The 17,615-nt window shown below is 42.6% G+C and carries 19 protein-coding genes and 1 pseudogene; 2 read left to right on the top strand and 18 right to left on the bottom strand.

The window, feature by feature from the left end; all coding sequences use genetic code 11:
- Nucleotides 1-91: 91 nt before the first annotated feature.
- From A8C56_RS08960 to A8C56_RS08890, 14 genes are all read right to left on the bottom strand, one after another.
- Nucleotides 92-991 carry a serine hydrolase gene (locus tag A8C56_RS08960; RefSeq protein ID WP_067754731.1) on the bottom strand — a complete coding sequence of 300 codons (900 nt, stop codon included), beginning with the start codon at nt 989-991 and terminating at the stop codon, nt 92-94.
- A gap of 69 nt (nt 992-1,060) precedes the next feature.
- Nucleotides 1,061-1,321 carry a phosphatase domain-containing protein gene (locus A8C56_RS08955; protein ID WP_449406603.1) on the bottom strand — a complete coding sequence of 87 codons (261 nt, stop codon included), beginning with the start codon at nt 1,319-1,321 and terminating at the stop codon, nt 1,061-1,063.
- Between the two features lie 175 nt (nt 1,322-1,496).
- A complete protein-coding gene (locus tag A8C56_RS08950; RefSeq protein ID WP_067754727.1) occupies nt 1,497-1,706 on the bottom strand; it encodes an ArsR family transcriptional regulator in 210 nt (69 codons plus the stop codon).
- Between the two features lie 538 nt (nt 1,707-2,244).
- Entirely contained in the window at nt 2,245-2,613 is a 369-nt protein-coding gene (locus A8C56_RS08945; protein WP_067754724.1) for a DoxX family protein, read from the bottom strand.
- Between the two features lie 59 nt (nt 2,614-2,672).
- Complete coding sequence (locus A8C56_RS24425; protein ID WP_157097929.1) at nt 2,673-2,858, bottom strand: SRPBCC family protein; 186 nt, start codon at nt 2,856-2,858, stop codon at nt 2,673-2,675.
- 385 nt (nt 2,859-3,243) lie between these two features.
- Nucleotides 3,244-3,801, bottom strand: a complete 558-nt coding sequence (locus A8C56_RS08940) for a dihydrofolate reductase family protein (RefSeq protein ID WP_067754721.1) — start codon at nt 3,799-3,801, stop codon at nt 3,244-3,246.
- A gap of 1,416 nt (nt 3,802-5,217) precedes the next feature.
- Nucleotides 5,218-5,646, bottom strand: coding sequence for an SRPBCC family protein (locus A8C56_RS08930; RefSeq protein WP_067754715.1), 429 nt, complete (start codon nt 5,644-5,646; stop codon nt 5,218-5,220).
- Nucleotides 5,647-5,706: 60 nt separating this feature from the next.
- Nucleotides 5,707-6,609, bottom strand: coding sequence for a helix-turn-helix domain-containing protein (locus A8C56_RS08925; RefSeq protein WP_157097928.1), 903 nt, complete (start codon nt 6,607-6,609; stop codon nt 5,707-5,709).
- Between the two features lie 438 nt (nt 6,610-7,047).
- The gene (locus A8C56_RS08920) at nt 7,048-7,242 is read right to left on the bottom strand and encodes an arsenate reductase/protein-tyrosine-phosphatase family protein (RefSeq protein WP_245645810.1); all 195 of its coding nucleotides are present in this window, start codon (nt 7,240-7,242) and stop codon (nt 7,048-7,050) included.
- A gap of 140 nt (nt 7,243-7,382) precedes the next feature.
- Entirely contained in the window at nt 7,383-7,856 is a 474-nt protein-coding gene (locus A8C56_RS08915) for a DUF6428 family protein (protein WP_067754709.1), read from the bottom strand.
- 57 nt (nt 7,857-7,913) lie between these two features.
- Nucleotides 7,914-8,240, bottom strand: a complete 327-nt coding sequence (locus A8C56_RS08910; RefSeq protein ID WP_067754707.1) for an ArsR/SmtB family transcription factor — start codon at nt 8,238-8,240, stop codon at nt 7,914-7,916.
- An 831-nt stretch (nt 8,241-9,071) separates the two neighbouring features.
- Nucleotides 9,072-9,293: a hypothetical protein gene (locus A8C56_RS08900; protein ID WP_157097927.1), complete on the bottom strand. Its 222-nt coding sequence runs from the start codon at nt 9,291-9,293 to the stop codon at nt 9,072-9,074.
- A gap of 174 nt (nt 9,294-9,467) precedes the next feature.
- Complete coding sequence (locus tag A8C56_RS08895; RefSeq protein ID WP_067754699.1) at nt 9,468-9,782, bottom strand: hypothetical protein; 315 nt, start codon at nt 9,780-9,782, stop codon at nt 9,468-9,470.
- Nucleotides 9,783-9,835: 53 nt separating this feature from the next.
- Complete coding sequence (locus tag A8C56_RS08890) at nt 9,836-10,291, bottom strand: YqgE/AlgH family protein (protein WP_084490127.1); 456 nt, start codon at nt 10,289-10,291, stop codon at nt 9,836-9,838.
- A gap of 76 nt (nt 10,292-10,367) precedes the next feature.
- On the opposite strand from A8C56_RS08890, the pseudogene A8C56_RS25010 reads away from it, so the two are divergent.
- Nucleotides 10,368-10,636: pseudogene (locus A8C56_RS25010) on the top strand (helix-turn-helix domain-containing protein); the annotation flags it as partial.
- On the opposite strand, the gene A8C56_RS08880 reads toward A8C56_RS25010, so the two are convergent.
- On the bottom strand, nt 10,626-11,438 hold the full coding sequence (locus A8C56_RS08880; protein ID WP_067754689.1) for an alpha/beta hydrolase: 813 nt from the start codon (nt 11,436-11,438) through the stop codon (nt 10,626-10,628). The pseudogene A8C56_RS25010 and the gene A8C56_RS08880 sit on opposite strands and share 11 nt — an antisense overlap.
- Before the next feature lie 452 nt (nt 11,439-11,890).
- On the opposite strand from A8C56_RS08880, the gene A8C56_RS08875 reads away from it, so the two are divergent.
- Entirely contained in the window at nt 11,891-12,361 is a 471-nt protein-coding gene (locus A8C56_RS08875; RefSeq protein ID WP_245645808.1) for an ORF6N domain-containing protein, read from the top strand.
- Between the two features lie 226 nt (nt 12,362-12,587).
- Here A8C56_RS08875 and A8C56_RS08870 read toward each other — a convergent pair whose 3' ends face one another.
- The 3 genes from A8C56_RS08870 to A8C56_RS08860 form a co-directional block, all read right to left on the bottom strand.
- Nucleotides 12,588-12,866, bottom strand: a complete 279-nt coding sequence (locus A8C56_RS08870) for a hypothetical protein (protein WP_067754687.1) — start codon at nt 12,864-12,866, stop codon at nt 12,588-12,590.
- A gap of 140 nt (nt 12,867-13,006) precedes the next feature.
- Nucleotides 13,007-14,446, bottom strand: coding sequence for a TolC family protein (locus A8C56_RS08865; protein ID WP_067754684.1), 1,440 nt, complete (start codon nt 14,444-14,446; stop codon nt 13,007-13,009).
- Entirely contained in the window at nt 14,436-17,606 is a 3,171-nt protein-coding gene (locus tag A8C56_RS08860; RefSeq protein ID WP_067754681.1) for an efflux RND transporter permease subunit, read from the bottom strand. Before A8C56_RS08860 ends, A8C56_RS08865 begins: the two co-directional genes overlap by 11 nt.
- Nucleotides 17,607-17,615 lie beyond the last annotated feature (9 nt).

Genomic DNA, 17,615 nt, shown 5'->3' with positions numbered 1-17,615 from the left:
GGCGGGCTTCAGCATTCATGCCAACCGGCTTATTGAACCGGATGCTGTAAACCAGGAAACACTGCGATATTAAACCATCCTGCCCCTGCTGCTAATCTATTTTTTCAAAAGGGGTGAATGCCTGTTTGGGCTCAAAATGGTTCCAGATGATATTCGATAGCTTCCGGGTCAATACTTCCGCCTCATTATCATCCGTCCAGCTCCGGTCTTTATTGTTCTTTGTAAGGATACAAAAAACATAATCGCCCCCCGGTGCATTTACCAGCACCACTTCGCCACGGGCATCATCTATTGAACCGGTTTTACAAATGGTATTTACCGTTGCCGGGATCTGCGATAAGGAACGGCCGTTGTAAAACTGGTTTTTTAAATACCGGTACATCTTATCCGAATACCGGGCGTCAATTACTTTTCCCTGCCGGATCAGGGTGAAAAGCTGCGCCATTTCCCTGGGAGTGGTTTGCCCCCAGCCGTATTTTTTCCATAGATCCTGGCGCCCTTCTGTGCGCGAGTTTACTTTAGTATTACGCAATCCCAGTTGGTCCATAAGCGGATTGATAGCAGCACCGCCGCCTGCAAGCTCCTGCAGCCAGATGGCGGCCACATTATCGCTATAACTGAGCATTAAGGAAATCATGGTAGACAGATCCGTCCGGGCACTGTCTTTATAAAACTGCATGAGCCCGGAGCCGCCGTACGCCCGTTTGGCATCATACACAAATTCCTGAGACAGCTTTAATTCCTTTTGTGCAATTTTATTAAACACGCCGGTTAGTATGGGCACTTTTACAATACTGGCAGTAGGAAATATGGTATCCGCATTAACAGCCACTGATGTATTCTTTTTTAAATGATGCACATATACACCAATATCTCCGTGGAAACCGCTGATCGCATTCTCAATTAATACTTTTAATTTTTTATCTTCTTTTTGAGTGTATCCCGGTAGGTATATAAAAAGTGCACTCGCAAGCAGGATATATCTTAGCATGAATAAACAGGTTTTAGCAAATATAAGAAAAGTCCATTCCGTACAGGAAGCGCGGAACGGACTTTATTTTTAAAACGGACCATAGAATACCTGAAAGCAGGGCAACTGCAGTTCCTTCCGCCACATATCCACCACCTGGTACTGGTCGTCAGGGACCAGTGGAACATGATATTTACCTTCTATCTGTTGTTTGAAAAGTTCTCTCTTCCATACACTATCCTTTATATAATTTCCTGAAGGGCGCATCGGTAACTCATTAAAAGAGATCGCATGTTTCTCTAAAAACCGCAATGCCTGTTGCCGATATTTATCTCCTCCTCCGGAAACCAGTAAGATAGGATGGCCGTTCTGATGATAAAAAGCCAGTGTGCTGGCAACGGTCTGTTCAACCGGTCGTTTTCACAACCTGAGGCATCAAAAAGATCACGGTCATCCATTAGATCGTTACAAATAATACAACTGATATTTGTTTCGGAGGCAAACCGGTAATGCATAGAGGGGGGATCTACAGTTCTTCAGATTTTATTTGTGAAACGTCAATACCAAGTTTTGCAAATTCTTTTTGCCCCTTGTCGGTAATGTAAAAATGCTTATCGGCTGGGTTGTCTTTTGCAAGCCATTTATCCTGAATAAATTTTTCTAAAAGCAAGCTTCCAAGTTTGCCACCAATATGCGTGTAGCAAAGTTTTGCCGGTTTTTTACTTATTTTACTCATTTTATTTTAATTTATCCGTTTGCTTTGTCTGCTTAATTCCATACCGTATTGCCGCTTCAGGTATGTCAATGTTTATCTTTTCAGTATGTTAAACTTAATGCACCGCCCGTCCACACCGCCTTGACCTATTTTCTTTTCGTATGTTTGAGGTAAGTATGCTTTATCTTTCATACCCATGATATAGACGAAGATGCCGTTTGAAGTATATGCTGATGCAACACTTGCCCATCTGCGTGTTTTGGCGCAGACAGGTTGTTCACAGACGTTTTGATCTGCTCCGCTGTATTCATTTTATTTTAATTTTTCAAAGTTGCCAACAGGTTCCCCAATCGTTCCAAACGGTCAAAAGATTCATTATAAATAGTGATGCTCACTGTTGTTATGCCCGTTATGTTCAATTAATGTGTAATCCCATTCAGAACCTGGTAATTCAGGATTTTCATCTTTGTCTGCAAAAGCATTGTATAGTTTGAAAATGGTTTTGAGACTTATCCACGATAAAATTAAATACTAAATTGCTGTTCATTTTATTTGTTTTTTAACTTACCGTATTCAGTTTATGATAACTGATGTATGATAAGGCGAGTATAATAATGAAGATGAGCGGAAAAAAAGATTGAAAATCCATTCCATCCACTGAAAAATGGCTGATGCTTGCAAAAATAAAATCAAACAGGAAGCCTGCATAAGCCCATTCTTTAAGGCGCTTCGGTATTTGTGGTATTATTAATATTAAAGCTCCCAATACTTTGAACACGACCAATGCGTTGCCGAAATATCCGGGGTAGCCTAAATGCCTGATCCCTTCTTTGGCAAGCTCAGTTTGTGAGGTGAGGGCGGGCATCACACCTTCCATCAGAAATATAATACCTGTGGTTATCCAAAAAATAATTTTGTTCTTTTTCATTGTATTGACCTGTTTATTGTTGCCTGTTTATTTTAAATTTCCGTCAACGGCTTTTGCCGTCAACGGTTCCTGATATCCATTGATTGGGTTTTAGCAGCAAGCGGTTTGTGCCCAAACCATTGGCCTGACAGCCCACTTCCGGTATAGCAGTCCCAGACTAATTGGTGTACTGCTTCAAACTCCCGTCTGATGGTAAGTGTGTTGTTTTCATGATCCATGATGACATTGAATGGCAATCTGTTCATTTCTGTTTATTTTTTGTATTGGTAAAACTGGTTTAGATTCCTGTTGCAATCCTGATTTTAGTAAGGTAGTTTACTGCTGACCAACGTGCCATATATCTGGTTTCCGGCAACCGGATTTTTTACCAGGTATTTGCATCTTTTACAGCTTATTTTTTTTCATTGCTGTCAGTAAGTTGTCTAAATTATCAAAACAGCCTTCCCAAATTTTACGGAACAGTTTAAGCCACTGGTCTATTTCTCTCATTTAACAATCTCCAGAATAGATCTCCCTGCCCTTGGGTTCCTGTTTTATAAGCTCGCACTCTGTCAAAATGCGTAAATTTTTAGACACCGCCCTGTAGCGGACAGGAGTGCGCCTGCGAAACCTTATCATTCCAGCTGGCAATCATGTTTTTACCGGGTTATAGTAAAATGTTAGGGCGCCTGAGCCAAAGGTTTTTGTTTTTAAGAGCTTAAAAGTAGTTCTATCGTTTATATTATTGAATAAGGGTAAACCGCTGCCTGCCACAACCGGGTGAACGGTTAATTGGAATTCATCAATTAAATGAAGGTTCAGCAAGGTGACGATTAAACTCCGGCTGCCCACTAAAACATCTTTGCCGGATTGCTGTTTAAGTGCTGAAACTTCTTCTTCAATGCTTCCCGCAGCCAACCGTGCACTTTCCCAGCTGATAGCTGTCGGGGCCAGCGTGTGGGAAAAAACAATTTTGGGAATGTTGTTCATGATCACAGCAAATTCGTCTATTGCAGGGTTACCGGTAGGATCTTTTACCACAGTTGGCCAATATTCCATCAATTGATAGGTGATCCTCCCGTAGAGAATGGCGTCTGCGTTCCGTAACAGGTCAGCATAATGCTGATGTAGGGCATCATCCGGAATGATTGCCGTATGATCACAAAACCCGTCCAGTGTCATATTAATGGCTGCAATTAATTTGCTCATTTTATTTGTTGCTGTAAATGATCCGTTTTATTACCTGATGCCCGTGAAAAGATAAACTATTTACGGGGCATTGACAAAGCAAAACGATAATTTTTTCTACTTATATAGTTGGGCAGCGGAACAGCATCCTAGTACAAACTCACCGCAAAAAATTGTAGCAAAGCAATACAGGAGGAATGGTAAAAAGGCAATTATAATTTCGTTCGCTGGTTAATATCAGCAGCCATAATGATTTAAGAATTCCAAACTTAATGGCTACAAAAACAGTAACTCCCAGAATGATAACCATAATAATGATGTGCCGCAGTTCATCTTGTTTTGTGCGGTAACGCAGATTTATTAAAGCTTTTGTGTCCTTTTGATTTTCCAGAATGTCACCACAATAGTTCCACACACGCTCCGCGCATTGTATTGTTTTGAACCGACATCGATAACGGCGGATTTAATGAATAATCCTTATTTTACGATTAACGTTATCCGGTACGCGCCCATCTTTATAAAGGAAGACGGGCAGGAGGGAATGAAACAAACTGCGTTTTTAGCCCCTTGCACTTTTTTACTATCTGCTAAATATATTTTGTATATAAATTAAATTACAATTTGAAAATTAATACACTATATTTTTTATATAAATTTTAACAGGAGGAAATCCGGTAATTCCTTTCCTAAATTTCCTGTTTTTTATAATTTTCAATTGGGCATGTTCTCAGCCCCGTCAGCGCACAACACCGATAGCTATATGCTAATACATCGCCGGGGCCGGACTATTTTCTGTTATCCCTCAAGCGGGGGCTGCCGAAACATTACCCGTTTTAGAACCGGATATTGTAATATGAGTAGTGCTGCAGAACTACCGTCATTATATACATAATTTGACAGAAGAGACGTTGTAATGATCATTTTCCGTGTTCTTTATTCTCTGCAAATATGCCGTAGCTATTATCCTTTTATTAACCGGGGCCGTTTAAAGATGTGTGCGGATAGGAAGCAAAGCAATAGAATTTATGCAGGTACCGGCCCTATATAGATCACTTATAATTCATTCAACCGTTCATCCTTATCAATAGATTCTGAGACAAGTTCAGAACGACATTCCGTTGTAAAAACGACTTTTGATACCGCTTCATTTTTTACAATCTGCCATATGACAGAGATAAAATGGGAGTTCTTTTACTAATAAACGGCTTACCGGGCCTCTGCGGAGGTTGCCCGTTAATGGTCAAGCATTATGTTAATTAGTCCGCGCTTAAAAATTTGCCTTTTGTTTTGTAGCAATGGGTGAGGGATCTGCTCAAATATTTTATTTGTTTTTAATTGTCTCGCTGAGGGCTTCGCCGTTACCAGCACCCCGGCTGACCAAAATAATTAAAACAGAATAGGGGGCATGCCCTGATTACTTTTAATCTTCCGATAAAGTTAGCGCCCTGCCACTTCCTTTAGCTTTTTTAAAACCTGTTTCCAGTTTTCTGTTGAATGCTCTTTTTCCTTTTCGTTCTTATTATTATCCTGGGTAAGGGTCAGCAGCGTTTTACCGTCCTTTGCATCCAGCTTGTAGGTAACGAGGTTATAATTTTCCGGCTTATCTTCCTTGCCCGACATGGAGCTCCAGTAAGTGTGCTCCAGCAATTTATCAGGCACCACCTTTTTAATGATACCTTTATCGTGGTATTTTTTCCCCTCATATTCGCCGGTGAAGTTAATGGCGCTTCCTTCTTTCCAATCGGTTAGCACTTCCGTTCCCATCAGCCACTCTTTAATTAAAGCCGGAGTGGTCAATGCTTTCCATACTTTTTGCGGCGCCGCATTTATTGTAACAGATGCGCGGGCTGTTAAGTTCTTTTCCATTTCTTTTTATTTTTAAATTTGATGTAAAGTTGGTCTGGATGCTGTACTTGCAATTGCACTTTAAGGATTTTTTCTAACACTTTTAGGTGTGCGCCCGAATTTTCTTTTAAAAGCATTATTAAAATATTGCGGTGTGGAATATCCCATGTCATACGCAATTTCAGCAACAGATTTTTGGGTGTCGCGCAGATAATCCCTGGCAAGCAACAGCCGCTGTTCATTTAAATAATTAAAAACAGTGGATTTGAAGGTTTCTTTAAATCCATGCTTGAGCTTGTATTCATTTAACCCTGTCATTTTCGCGAGCTGCGACAGCGTAAGCGGCGCCTTTAAATGTTCATTGATAATATCTCTTGCGGCAATAATTTTTTCCTTTTCAGTGTTGTTTTTTATAACGGAGCTTTTTGATTCCTGCGGGGATAGTATGGCTTCGGTGGATAGCACCAGCAGTTCTATACTTTTTGAAAGTAAAAACAATTGCTGTAAGCCATTCGTATACGGGTTGTGCAGTACCTGCCGGATGACCTGCTGGATAGGAAGGTCTATCGCTCCCCATTTGCCCGAAAAGATTACGTTTTCACCTTTTAATATTTTTTCAGAAAAGCGCTGGAGCGCGTCGTTGGCGTTATCCGTAAATTGTAAGAACTTTTCTTTTGGAAATTGAATCCCGAAAGTTTCAATTTTCCGGGTCTTATTAAAAAATTCCATGTCAAATTCTTTGGAGTAAAACAGGTTATGATGGCCGCCTGCCAGGTCAAACGATTTTCCAATCTGGTTATAAGTAACGCTATAATCGCCTTTCAGACCAAAATGAAGGCGAACCACATCTGCATTGCTGTGCCCCTGATGCATATCGTTTTTAGTGAATGAAGATTTTGCATAAGTCAGGCGTATGCCATCACAAAACCAATCCTGCATATCTGTTGAAAGGTCTTCACGGGAAATATCAGACGGTATTTTCACGTTTCGATAAAAGATAAAGTATTAAAAATATGGGTTGTATTAATAGTTTGAATTGAATTTAGTTAAATGTATTTATCTGATGTCTATAACTATGCCATTTTTCAATGATATTGGTTCTGTAAAGTCAAAAATTTTAAAGACATATATTTACCCGCAGGCATAATATAAATTATAGCTGACGAACCTCCATGACGGGCAGACAGGCGGCTTATCCGGCCTCCGCAGCGATTGCCCGCTTTGTCCTATAATGTTTTCGCATTATGTTAAGTAGCGCACCTTTAAAATTTTGACTTTTATGCAGTGGGAGTGCGTGAGGGATAGAAGCAGTAGCCCGCAATGGAGCGCAGCGTAATGAGGACTACAAGCGGATAGCCCGACCCCGGTTAGAAAAACAAGGAGAGGGCAGGAGGCGTAGTCTTTTCTTACCGGGGGCACGCCCTAATAAATAAAATGGTTTGAAATATCAATACCGTCTTCCTGCATGGTGGCAATAGCTTTCGGATTTACTCCGTGCGTTTCCACACCTGCACTGTAAATAGCTGCTTTGCCGTGTGCGAAGTATCGTAAATAGCCCTCTGCTATTTGACTTCTGCAACTGTTCCCTGTACAAAGTACTAAAATTTTCTTTTTCATTTTTTTTGTGATTAAACGGAGAGCCAGATAATATTGGTAATACAAAACTCCGGGTCAAATCCAAAAAATGAGTTGCAACCCAATTACTGATGTCGTTATAATAACTGGCTTATTGTATTTGGCAAATTTTGTTTCATGAATCAGAAACAACCGCTACTGGATGTACAACAAGAAGATTTCATGGTTTGTAGTTCTGATAAATTTACTTTTTGTTTTTGCTGCGGAATACCGCATTTGTCGCCTGCCAGACAAGCCGTTGTTTTGCTTTGCAGTATAAAATGTGTTCCGTCAAACCCCAAAGCGTATTTACTTATTGTATCGCCCTGATATTCTATTTCAATTTCGGCATCTTCAATGCTCAAATGCTTTTCCGAAACTTCTATGATTTTTAAAAGTTTTTCGGGCTTTAACCGATGGCTAAAGTCGTTTGCGTTCCAAAGTTGCAGGCTCACTGCCTTTTCATTCCGGATAGTTCCGCCACAATCAATAAAATCTTTAGTTATAAATCCGACTTCTGTAATATGGAAATGTTTGGGAACAAAAGTTCCGTTTTCTAACTGAAATTGCACATTGTCTAATGTTGGTAAGATTCCCTTTAGTTCTGATAATTTCATTTTATTTGATTGTTTTGTTTTATTGCAATATTGCGATAATAAAAGTAAAAAAAATGCTTAGCAGCATTTTTGATTAGCTACAGTTAAAATGATCTTTGAAAAATAACTTTTCAGTATATTAAAGGCTTTTTCGTTAATGCAGTAACAAACTGAATTACCCTCAATGTTACCTTTAATCAAACCTGCATTTTTCAACTCTTTTAAATGTTGTGAAACGGTGGGTTGTGCCAACGGCAATTCGTTCACTATGTCACCACAAATACATTCATTCACTTTCAGTAAATATTCTATAATGGCAATTCTTGCAGGATGTCCCAATGCCTTTGCGATTGTAGCGATTTGATTTTGTTTATGAGTAAAATGGTCGGTCTTAGTTGCGCCCATTGATCAGTAATTTAATATTGCAATATTACGATTAATATTTTATATGCCAGATTTAAAAAAAATCCAGCCTGAATCTTATACCCAGCGGTCTTGGGTTAGCGGCGAAGTAGATTTGTCATTAAAAGGCACAAATAAAGGGCATTAAGTTCATTCGGATGACAGTTTTTTTTTAATCGTCATCCCAACCAAACGCGCTTTCAGCGGGTGCGCAGAGGGATCTGATCTGTTACAGAGATCTCTCCGCTCGTTCTCCAAACTCGGTCGAGACGACGATCTTGTATATTATTGGCTTTCAATACAATAAGATACCTGTCATGAACAGCAGAAGGAGGGATAGGGTCGTGCATTTCCCGAAGCTCCAGTTTTTTTATTCCTGCATGATCTTTCATTTTCTTGCACAAACAGCTGATCATTCTTTTATGGTTTTGCTCTTGCAAAAAAGCGGTTCCAGTTTTCATCATCTTCCGTTGTCTGGTTGACAATGGCTTTCAGCAGGGGCAGTATATTGAGATCGCATCAGAGCCAATAAATTGACGATAACACGGGGCCCTTTCCAGGAAGACCTAAATATTATGTTAAGTTGGAGGGACCGGATCTTCCATAAAAAAGAGAGTGTAAGCGCCTATTTTCTTTATAACAAATAATTGTAGCTAACGTATATTTTCCCGAAGAAAATCAGTGTAATTAGGGCATTCGAATAATCAGGCAGCGGACACTTCAGCCTACACCTTCAATAGAGCTGGCGTGTTGCTTTTTGTGCCGGGTGCTCGTGTGCGTGGGCGGCCAAACGGCGGAGCATTCCTTTGGCCTTGATTTTTTCGTTCTTTTGCATCAAGGCAAAAGAACAAATAAAAAAACTACGTGAACGCTAGCCTGTAAAAAATGGAAACAAGGCCCATCAGGCATATTGCATTTTTTACAGGCCAGGGAGCGACCACTTCCTGATTTTTTTTGTGCGTGGGTAAAGAAAGAAAAAGGCTTTAAATGCAGCGCCTGTGCGGTGGCTTTGCGCAGTAAAATTTGCGGCGTAAATTTCTTTAAAAACGCCGTCAAAATTTTACAAGCAAACAGCAAGAAATATTAACGTCTCAAAGCCATAATGCGGCACCGCAGACATAATATAGAATTATAGCTGACAAACGGATAAGACGCCGCCACCGCGGCGGCCCTTTTTGTCCTATAATTTATATTATGTTAAGTAAATAATTCTGACATTTCCGCCTCTTTTCAATGGTCTGGGCCGCTGCCACCCTTATAGCAAACATAACCGGAAAATTTCCGTTTTACCAGATTGTTAATGATGACTCCGTTTTGCGCAACTTTATTGACCTGGTGAACCATAAGCCGTTTGTAAACGCTGGTTGTTTTCCCGATCTGCATTTTATCAAGGAAAGCATTTTTTAAGAATACCGGCAGCAGGCTTACCGCCAGGAAAATGTAAAGGATCCTGTGATCAGCCAATCCAAGACAATAGATGAAAACTGGCATTAAATTCAGGACAGACCAAACCAGGTTAGGTACCATATTATACATTGCTAACATGCGCTTTACCTTTTTTGATCGGCTGAATTCATTCTCCGGTTTTCAATATTGCTCTACGTTTCAAATATGGCTGTGCCCGTATCAGCAAACTCCCAATACCCTTCCCCCATCTCTGCCTCCAGCTCTCCAAAATCCCATCCGCAATACCCGACAAAAATTTTAAGATCCCTGCCGGTTAAAATTCCGGCATTGATCTGAATGACAGCCTGCTGAAAATTTCCACCCACATATAATTCGTTTTGTATGCGCAGACCACCTTTAATTAAACCGGGTCTGCGATGTATAAAATACAGATGATCATGATCTACCGGTCCGCCGTTGTATAAAGGGAATGCCGGGCTGTGCCGGAATTCAACCAATTCATTCATCGGCCTTGGAAACAGCTTGTTCACAACAAAGCCCATAGCACCTTTTTCATTATACTCCGTAATGAGCACAACAGCCTGTTTAAAATTTTCATCATCCATGGTAGCACTGCTTATAAGAATTGTGCCGGCACTGATATCCATATCTTATTTTTTTGGAAGCTGATCAAAACTGATGCCGGTTCAAATTTAGCGCTTTCAGTTCGGTTAGCTGCTTTAGCATCTTTCACCGCGCTATTTAAGCGATCTGCTTCGTACATTAACCAGAATACCCAGCAACTGATCCATGAAAAGCTGATTGAAAAAGCAAAAGAAAAATTATCCGCCACTACCCTGTCTGTCAGTGAAATTGCTTATGAGCTGGGCTTTGAGCATTTACAATCCTTCAGCAAATTGTTTAAGAGCAAAACCAGCCTGCCGCCGCCGGAGTTCCGGCATTCATTTAATCAGAAGCTGTCAATCGCTTGTGTTACTACAGTTATTCCGTAAGCATTTTTACCTCCGCCAATAGTAAAGGGAACGCCGGCTCTGCCATGCCACCGTGGTCATAACCCTGTAACTCCAAAAGCCTTGCTTTGGTATTACCGGTCAGCTTCAGCATCCGCAGCAGATATGCATTTTCTTCATAACGCCCGTACAACTCTTTTTCCCGGTCGCCGGTGATCAGTAGAACCGGTGGTATTATTTTCCGTACATGATACAGGGGTGCCAGGGAATCAATTACCGGCTGTAAGGGCGGGATACCGCGTTCTTCCCGTACCGTAAAATGGGTAATGCATTGAGGACTGAAGGGTACAATACCCAGTATACTGTCTGCATCAATACTGTAGCGTTGTAAATATTTTTTATCCAGCGTCAGCATCAGATCCAGGTACCCACCTGCCGAGTGGCCGGACAGGACGATCTTTGACCGGTTACCGCCATATTGCGCAATATGCTCAAATGCCCAGGCTACGGCTGCTGCCGCGTCTTCAATATACTGAGGGGCTTTTACCTTTGGCGAAAAACGATACCCCACCCCAATGATGGCATAGCCCTTATTCATCAGTGCCGCCGGAATTTCCTTCTTGCCGGCTTTCAGACCTCCTCCATGAAACCAGATAATGGTAGTAAAATTTTTTTGTTCCTTTGGATAGTAAACATCCAGCCGGCACTGGCTTTGCTGGTAAGCATCCTGTTTTACCGATGCAGGATAATAAGGGATGTCCTTTTCAGTAGCATAATTGTTTTGCGCTTTTGCTTTTCCTTGCAGAACATTTAAAAGCAAAATCAGAATCAATAATCTCTTCATAATGCATCTGTTTTAAATTCCCGATTCAGGGAAAAACAAGATACGGCTTTTTAAAGACCTGGCCCAATACTGCCCGGGGCAGATGTATAAACCCTGTTGCCTCCAATGGCCGCCTGACCAGATGGCTATGCTGTATACATATCTTTTGCTGACAGGCATAAGTGTTTCTGATTATTCTGCGCTGCTTTTTCTTGTTTTTCATCCGAATGTTCGGATTCCGGAACACAATTGCGACTACTGCGGCCAAAAGGCGGAGCGTTCTTTTGGCCAAGCCTTTTTATGCGCGTAAACTATTATTATTGTTGGCGCTTACGAACTCCCTTCGGGAAGATTGGCCACCTTTTATGGCAACAAAAGGTTGAAAAGAAGATGAGTTGAAGAGCTGTCATTGTATCACCCAAAAGGAAATGATTGAGAAGTTGGAGAGATTGATCAATAAATAAATTTTTTTAGTGCGCGCCCGACTTCTGGCCGAAATGTATGGTGTGGAAACAAGGCGTTTGAATGAGCAGGTAAAGCGTAATATTAAGCGGTTTCCTAAAGACTTTATGTTTTCCCTTACCCAAAAAGAACTTGATAACCTGATGTCGCAAATTGCGACATCAGGTTTAACCACAAACTTGGGAAGGCATTCGAAAACTCCCAATGCTTTTACAGAACAAGGTGTAGCCCTGTTGTCCAGTGTATTGAACAGCGATACTGCTATAGAGGTTAACATCCGCATTATTCGTGTATTTACCAGACTTAAGGAATACACACTTACTCACAAAGAGATATTGCGACAGTTTGCACAATTAGAAAAAGAAGTAAAAGGCAATAGTCGTGATATTGAGAATATTTTCGCAGTGCTCAGAGAGCTAATCGAAAAACAAAGCCACCCGATACCAAGAAATAAAATCGGTTTCAAACGGTATAATGAATGACTAAGAGATAATGAACAGCCGAATTGAACAGTATAAATTTCGCTCCTTTGGTATTGCGCACCTGTTTCGTAGCGGTAGCAGCAACACCAACAAACGCTGTTATGCCGTTGGTACCTTTTCCCGCGCATAAGCCACACTCAGCACCAAAGTTGGCGGAAAAAAATAAACTGATGCGTTCGTTCTGCTGTGCTGTCCGGCTTTATTAAAACACTGGCCCTGCGGCTTCTTATTGATCTTTTTGTGCTGTATGACGGGTGGTAACGGAATCAATGATTGCTTTCACAAACGCGTCCTCCTGCTGTTCACTGGCAAAGGCTTTTGCAGCAAAGCTGGTATCATATTTCAGGTAACGGAAGGGCCCTTTTTTTATACGGATGCTGATGGCTGTATGGCCCTTATTTTTACGTACGGAAATATGGACATCGGGATTGTTTTGGCACGAAAGCGCTGCGATCGAAAGCATGATGAGCAAAGTGCCCCATCCCTGGGTTTTGTTATATTGCATGCGATTTTTGTCCAAAAGTAAAACCGGCACTGATAGTCCGCTTTTAAAAGTGACAGAACAGTTTATAATTGGGATGAAAAATAAGATATCCTCTTTACAGACCTCTTTAATGCCACGAATGCACGAATCTCTTAATGCTATTAATCATTCCACCCGCCACCCAGTGCCCGGTAAATATTGGTAACTGCATTGATCTCTTTCCCCTTGGTTTCCATCAGTTCCAGTTTGGCATCCAGCGCATCCCGCTGTGTCATCAACACTTCCAAATAATCAGCGCGGGCGTAGCGGTACAGGTCATTAGACACTTCAATGGACTTATTCAATGCATCAACCTCTTTGGATTTCGCCTGGTATTTCTGCTCCATATTATGGATATTGGAAAGCTCATTGGATACTTCGATGCAGGCATTGAGCACTGTTTTCTCATAATTATATAATGCCTGCAGTTGCCGGGCATCGGCATTTTTGAACTCCGCTTTGATTGCATTCTTATTGATCAATGGCGCTGCCAGATCGCCACCGATAGAGAACAGCAGGGACTCCGGCAAATGCGTCAGGAGCCCTGGCTGAAAAGCATCCAGGCCCACTGCAGCAGAAAGATCCAGCGATGGATAGAACGCGGCACGGGCCACTTTCACATCCAGCCTGGCTGCCCTTAGCTCCAGCTCCGCCTGGCGGATATCCGGCCGGTTACTTAAAAGCTGGGCAGGTATGCCCGTCTTTACCTGTTGCGGCAGCAGGGTCAGGAAGCCGGTCTTTTCCCGTTCCACGGGCTGAGGATAACGTGCCAGTAAAAAATTGATCTTGTTCTCCCCTTCTTTAATTTGCTGCTGGATGTCGTACGCGCGGCTTTCCGAATTCAGCACTTCTGCTTCAAACTTTTTTACAGCCAGCTCATTGGCTTTTGCCGCTATCTTTTGCACTTTTACAACCTCCAAAGCATTTTTCTGTAATTGCAGTGCGGCCTTTACTATGTCCAGTTGATTGTCCAGCGACAACAGCTCATAATAGGTATTAGCGATCTCTGCCACCAGGTTGGTAATGACAAAATTTTTCCCTTCTATGGTGGCCAGGTAGCGCTCTACAGCGGCCTGCTTCTGGTTACGCAGTTTCTTCCAGATGTCTACCTCCCAATTGGCATAAACGCCTACATTATAATCCGGCAAAACGTCTGGCACTTCTTTGCCCGGCGTAATCTCGGTTGAAGCATCGCCCGCGCCCTGGCTGGTATAACGGCCTACTTTATCAACCCCTGCCCCGGCCTTTGCTACCACGCTGGGCAGCAGCTCTCCTTTTTTCACCCGGATATCGTTCCGTGCTATTTCCACTTCCTGTAAGGTCGTTAACAATTCCTGGTTGCGTTGCAACGCGGTATCTATCAGGCTGACCAGATATTTATCCGTAAAAAAGTTGCGCCATTTTATAGAGGCCATATTGCTGGTATCCCCCGGCTGCTGTTCATAGGTGGCCAGCGGAGGTGAATGCTCTTCATGTACTGTAACGGCAGGCGCTTTGCAGCTCCCCATCCATAAACAAACACCTGCGCAAATAAGAAAAGAATAGTGCTTACTAATGTTCATGATGATCAATTTCTTCTGTTAACGGATTTTCCTCTTCTTCTTCTACCAGAAGGTGCTTCTCAGATATTTTCCCGAAAATGTAATAAAGCCCCGGAACAATGATAACGCCAAATACGGTTCCGAACAGCATGCCGCCGGCAGCCGCAGAGCCAATAGTACGGTTGGCAATGGCTCCGGGGCCTGTAGCAACAATCAACGGAACAACACCGGCAACAAATGCAAAAGATGTCATCAGTATCGGGCGCAAACGGGCCCCGGACCCTTCAATAGCGGATTGCAGCACGGTGTTGCCTTCCCGGTGCCGTTGAACGGCGTATTCAACAATCAGTACCGCATTTTTACCAAGAATGCCCACCAGCATCACCATTGCGATCTGTGCATAGATATTATTCTCCAGCCCAAAGATCTTCAGGAAACAGAAGGCGCCAAAGATGCCGACCGGCAACGATAAAATAATGGGCAAGGGTAAAATAAAGCTTTCATACTGGGCGGACAGTACCAGGTAAACGAATACCAGCGAAATGATAAAAATATAAATAGCCTGGTGCCCCCTTCCTGTTTCGTCTTTTGAAATACCGGACCAGTCTATGCCAAAGCCTCTTGGGAGTTTTTCTTTTGCCACCTTGTTAATAACATCAATGGCAGTTCCGCTGCTTATGCCGGGAGCAGGGCCTCCACTTACTTCTGAAGAGTTGTACATATTATACCGGGTAATTTCTGAAAGGCCATACGTTTTCTGCATGGTCATGAAGGCAGAGTAAGGCACCATTTCATCCCGCTTATTTTTTATATAATATTTAAAGATATCTTCCGGCAACTGGCGGTACTGGGGCAATGCCTGCACCATTACCTTATAGGGCCGGTCGAACTTAATAAACCCTGTTTCATAGTTACTGCCTACTAATGTGGAAAGGTTATCCATTGCATCATCCGTATTGATGCCTTTTTGCTGTGCCTTATCATTATCTACAGACAACAGATACTGCGGGAAGCTGGCGCTGTAGAAAGTAAACACCGAGCTTAATTCCGGCTGTTTGTTCAGTTCTTTTACAAAGTCCTTGCTCACCCGTTCCATTAAATGATAATCGCCTGTACCTGCCTTGTCCAGCAGGCGGAGCTCAAAGCCTCCTGCGGCACCATAACCCGGCACAGCCGGTGGCGGAAAGTATTCAATGGTAGCGCCTTTAATATTTTTTGTTTTTTCTTCCAGTTCTTCCATTACCTCTTGCATGGTATGCTTTCGTTTGCTCCAGTCTTTAAGATTGATCAATACGGACCCTGAATTAGACCCCGTACCTTCTGAAAGGATCTCATATCCAGCGGTAGAAGAAACAGATTGGATATCCGGCATTTTTGAGGCAATGGCCTGTAGCTGCCCCGCCACTTCATCTGTACGCTCCAGCGTAGATCCCGGAGGGGTTAATATAACAGCATAAAACATACCCTGGTCTTCATTGGGTATAAAGCCGGAAGGCACGGAAGAACTGAAGCCCCAGGTACCCGCAAGAAAAATAACCAGTACCAGAAAGGTAACGACCCTCCTGTTTGCTACAGCACCAAGCAGCCGCTTGTATTTACCCTGCAACCCGTTAAACCAGTTATTAAAACCGCCAATGAAGCGGTTAACCAATGTTTTTTTCTTAGGCTTCCCATGCGTATTTTTTAAGATCATGGCGCACATGGCCGGAGTAAAGGTCAACGCCACAATGCCCGATAAAATAATAGATGTGGCCATGGTGATGGAGAACTGCCGGTAAAAGACTCCTACGGGGCCCGACATAAACGATACAGGTATGAATACAGCGGCCATAATAAGCGTTATGGCAATAATGGCGCCCCCGATATCCCTCATAGCGGCAATGGTGGCTGCCTTGGGCTTCAGGTTTTCATTCTCCATTTTTGCGTGCACAGCTTCTACCACCACAATCGCATCATCCACTACAATACCAATGGCCAGCACCAATGCAAAAAGCGTGATCATGTTGAGCGTAATGCCGAAGAACTGCATAAAGAAAAAAGTGCCTATTAATGAAATGGGAACGGCCAGAATGGGGATGAGCGTAGAGCGCAGGTCGCCCAGGAATAAAAATACTACCAGCCCCACTAACAAAAAAGCTTCCACAAGCGTATGTACCACTTTTTCAATAGAGGCGTCTAAAAACCTGGATACATCGTAGCTGATTTCATAATGCAGCCCTTTTGGAAATGAAGCAGTCTGAATCTCTGCCAGCTTTGCCTTTATATTTTTTATGACCTCACTGGCATTGCTTCCATAGGATTGTTTTATTACAATGGCTGCAGAAGGTTTTCCGTTAAGCTTTGAGTAAATGTTATAAAACGTATTGCCGAACTCCACATCCGCAATGTCCTTCAGGTGCAGCAATTGCCCATCATCACTGGCTTTTACAACAATATTTTCATAGTCCTCCTTTTTACTGAAGCGGCCGGTATATTTCAACACATACTCAAAGGCCTGCGATTTCTTACCGGAGCTTTCCCCCAGGCGGCCGGGTGACGCCTCAATGCTCTGCTGGTTCAGGGCCTCCATAACTTCATTTGCTGTTACCTTATAAGCCAGCATACGATCCGGCTTTAACCAGATGCGCATAGAGTATTCTTTATCGCCCAGGATATCTGCAAACCCCACTCCGTCTACCCTTTTTAATTCAGCCAGAAGGTTCAGATCAGCAAAATTATAAAGGAACCCTGCATCCAGTTTGGGATCATCGCTGTACAGATTCACATACATCAGCATATTGGATTCCTCTCTCGTTATCTTTACACCTTCCCGCACTACCAGCGGCGGTAATTTATTTACAACCGCTGCTACCCGGTTCTGCACGTTTACTGATGCTATATTGGGATCTGTGCCCAGGTTAAATACTACCTGAATGCTTGCTTCTCCATCATTACCGGCATCCGATTCCAGGTATTTCATGCCCGGCACCCCATTAATGGCCTGTTCCAGCGGAATCACAACGGCTTTTATCAATAATTCGCTATTGGCGCCCGGGTACTCTGCGGTAACATTCACTTTTGGCGGGGAAACGGATGGGAACTGCGTAACCGGTAATTGTGTTATGGCCAGTATACCCAGGAACACAATGATCAGGGAAATGACAATAGATAAAACCGGCCGGTTAATAAACTTACTAAACATAGCTGCTTC

Origin of the sequence: Niabella ginsenosidivorans (assembly GCF_001654455.1) — a bacterium.
In the GTDB taxonomy this organism is placed as follows: Bacteria; Bacteroidota; Bacteroidia; order Chitinophagales; family Chitinophagaceae; genus Niabella; species Niabella ginsenosidivorans.
This window is presented reverse-complemented; position numbering and strand designations above follow the sequence as displayed.

Bases quoted from the DNA above. Each gene is read 5' to 3' on its own strand.
- A8C56_RS08960 (WP_067754731.1), bottom strand. From the start codon at position 991: ATGCTAAGATATATCCTGCTTGCGAGTGCACTTTTTATATACCTACCG.
- A8C56_RS08950 (WP_067754727.1), bottom strand. From the start codon at position 1,706: ATGAGTAAAATAAGTAAAAAACCGGCAAAACTTTGCTACACGCATATT.
- A8C56_RS08945 (WP_067754724.1), bottom strand. From the start codon at position 2,613: ATGAAAAAGAACAAAATTATTTTTTGGATAACCACAGGTATTATATTT.
- A8C56_RS24425 (WP_157097929.1), bottom strand. From the start codon at position 2,858: ATGAACAGATTGCCATTCAATGTCATCATGGATCATGAAAACAACACA.
- A8C56_RS08940 (WP_067754721.1), bottom strand. From the start codon at position 3,801: ATGAGCAAATTAATTGCAGCCATTAATATGACACTGGACGGGTTTTGT.
- A8C56_RS08930 (WP_067754715.1), bottom strand. From the start codon at position 5,646: ATGGAAAAGAACTTAACAGCCCGCGCATCTGTTACAATAAATGCGGCG.
- A8C56_RS08920 (WP_245645810.1), bottom strand. From the start codon at position 7,242: ATGAAAAAGAAAATTTTAGTACTTTGTACAGGGAACAGTTGCAGAAGT.
- A8C56_RS08915 (WP_067754709.1), bottom strand. From the start codon at position 7,856: ATGAAATTATCAGAACTAAAGGGAATCTTACCAACATTAGACAATGTG.
- A8C56_RS08910 (WP_067754707.1), bottom strand. From the start codon at position 8,240: ATGGGCGCAACTAAGACCGACCATTTTACTCATAAACAAAATCAAATC.
- A8C56_RS08895 (WP_067754699.1), bottom strand. From the start codon at position 9,782: ATGTTAGCAATGTATAATATGGTACCTAACCTGGTTTGGTCTGTCCTG.
- A8C56_RS08890 (WP_084490127.1), bottom strand. From the start codon at position 10,291: ATGGATATCAGTGCCGGCACAATTCTTATAAGCAGTGCTACCATGGAT.
- A8C56_RS08880 (WP_067754689.1), bottom strand. From the start codon at position 11,438: ATGAAGAGATTATTGATTCTGATTTTGCTTTTAAATGTTCTGCAAGGA.
- A8C56_RS08870 (WP_067754687.1), bottom strand. From the start codon at position 12,866: ATGCAATATAACAAAACCCAGGGATGGGGCACTTTGCTCATCATGCTT.
- A8C56_RS08865 (WP_067754684.1), bottom strand. From the start codon at position 14,446: ATGAACATTAGTAAGCACTATTCTTTTCTTATTTGCGCAGGTGTTTGT.
- A8C56_RS08860 (WP_067754681.1), bottom strand. From the start codon at position 17,606: ATGTTTAGTAAGTTTATTAACCGGCCGGTTTTATCTATTGTCATTTCC.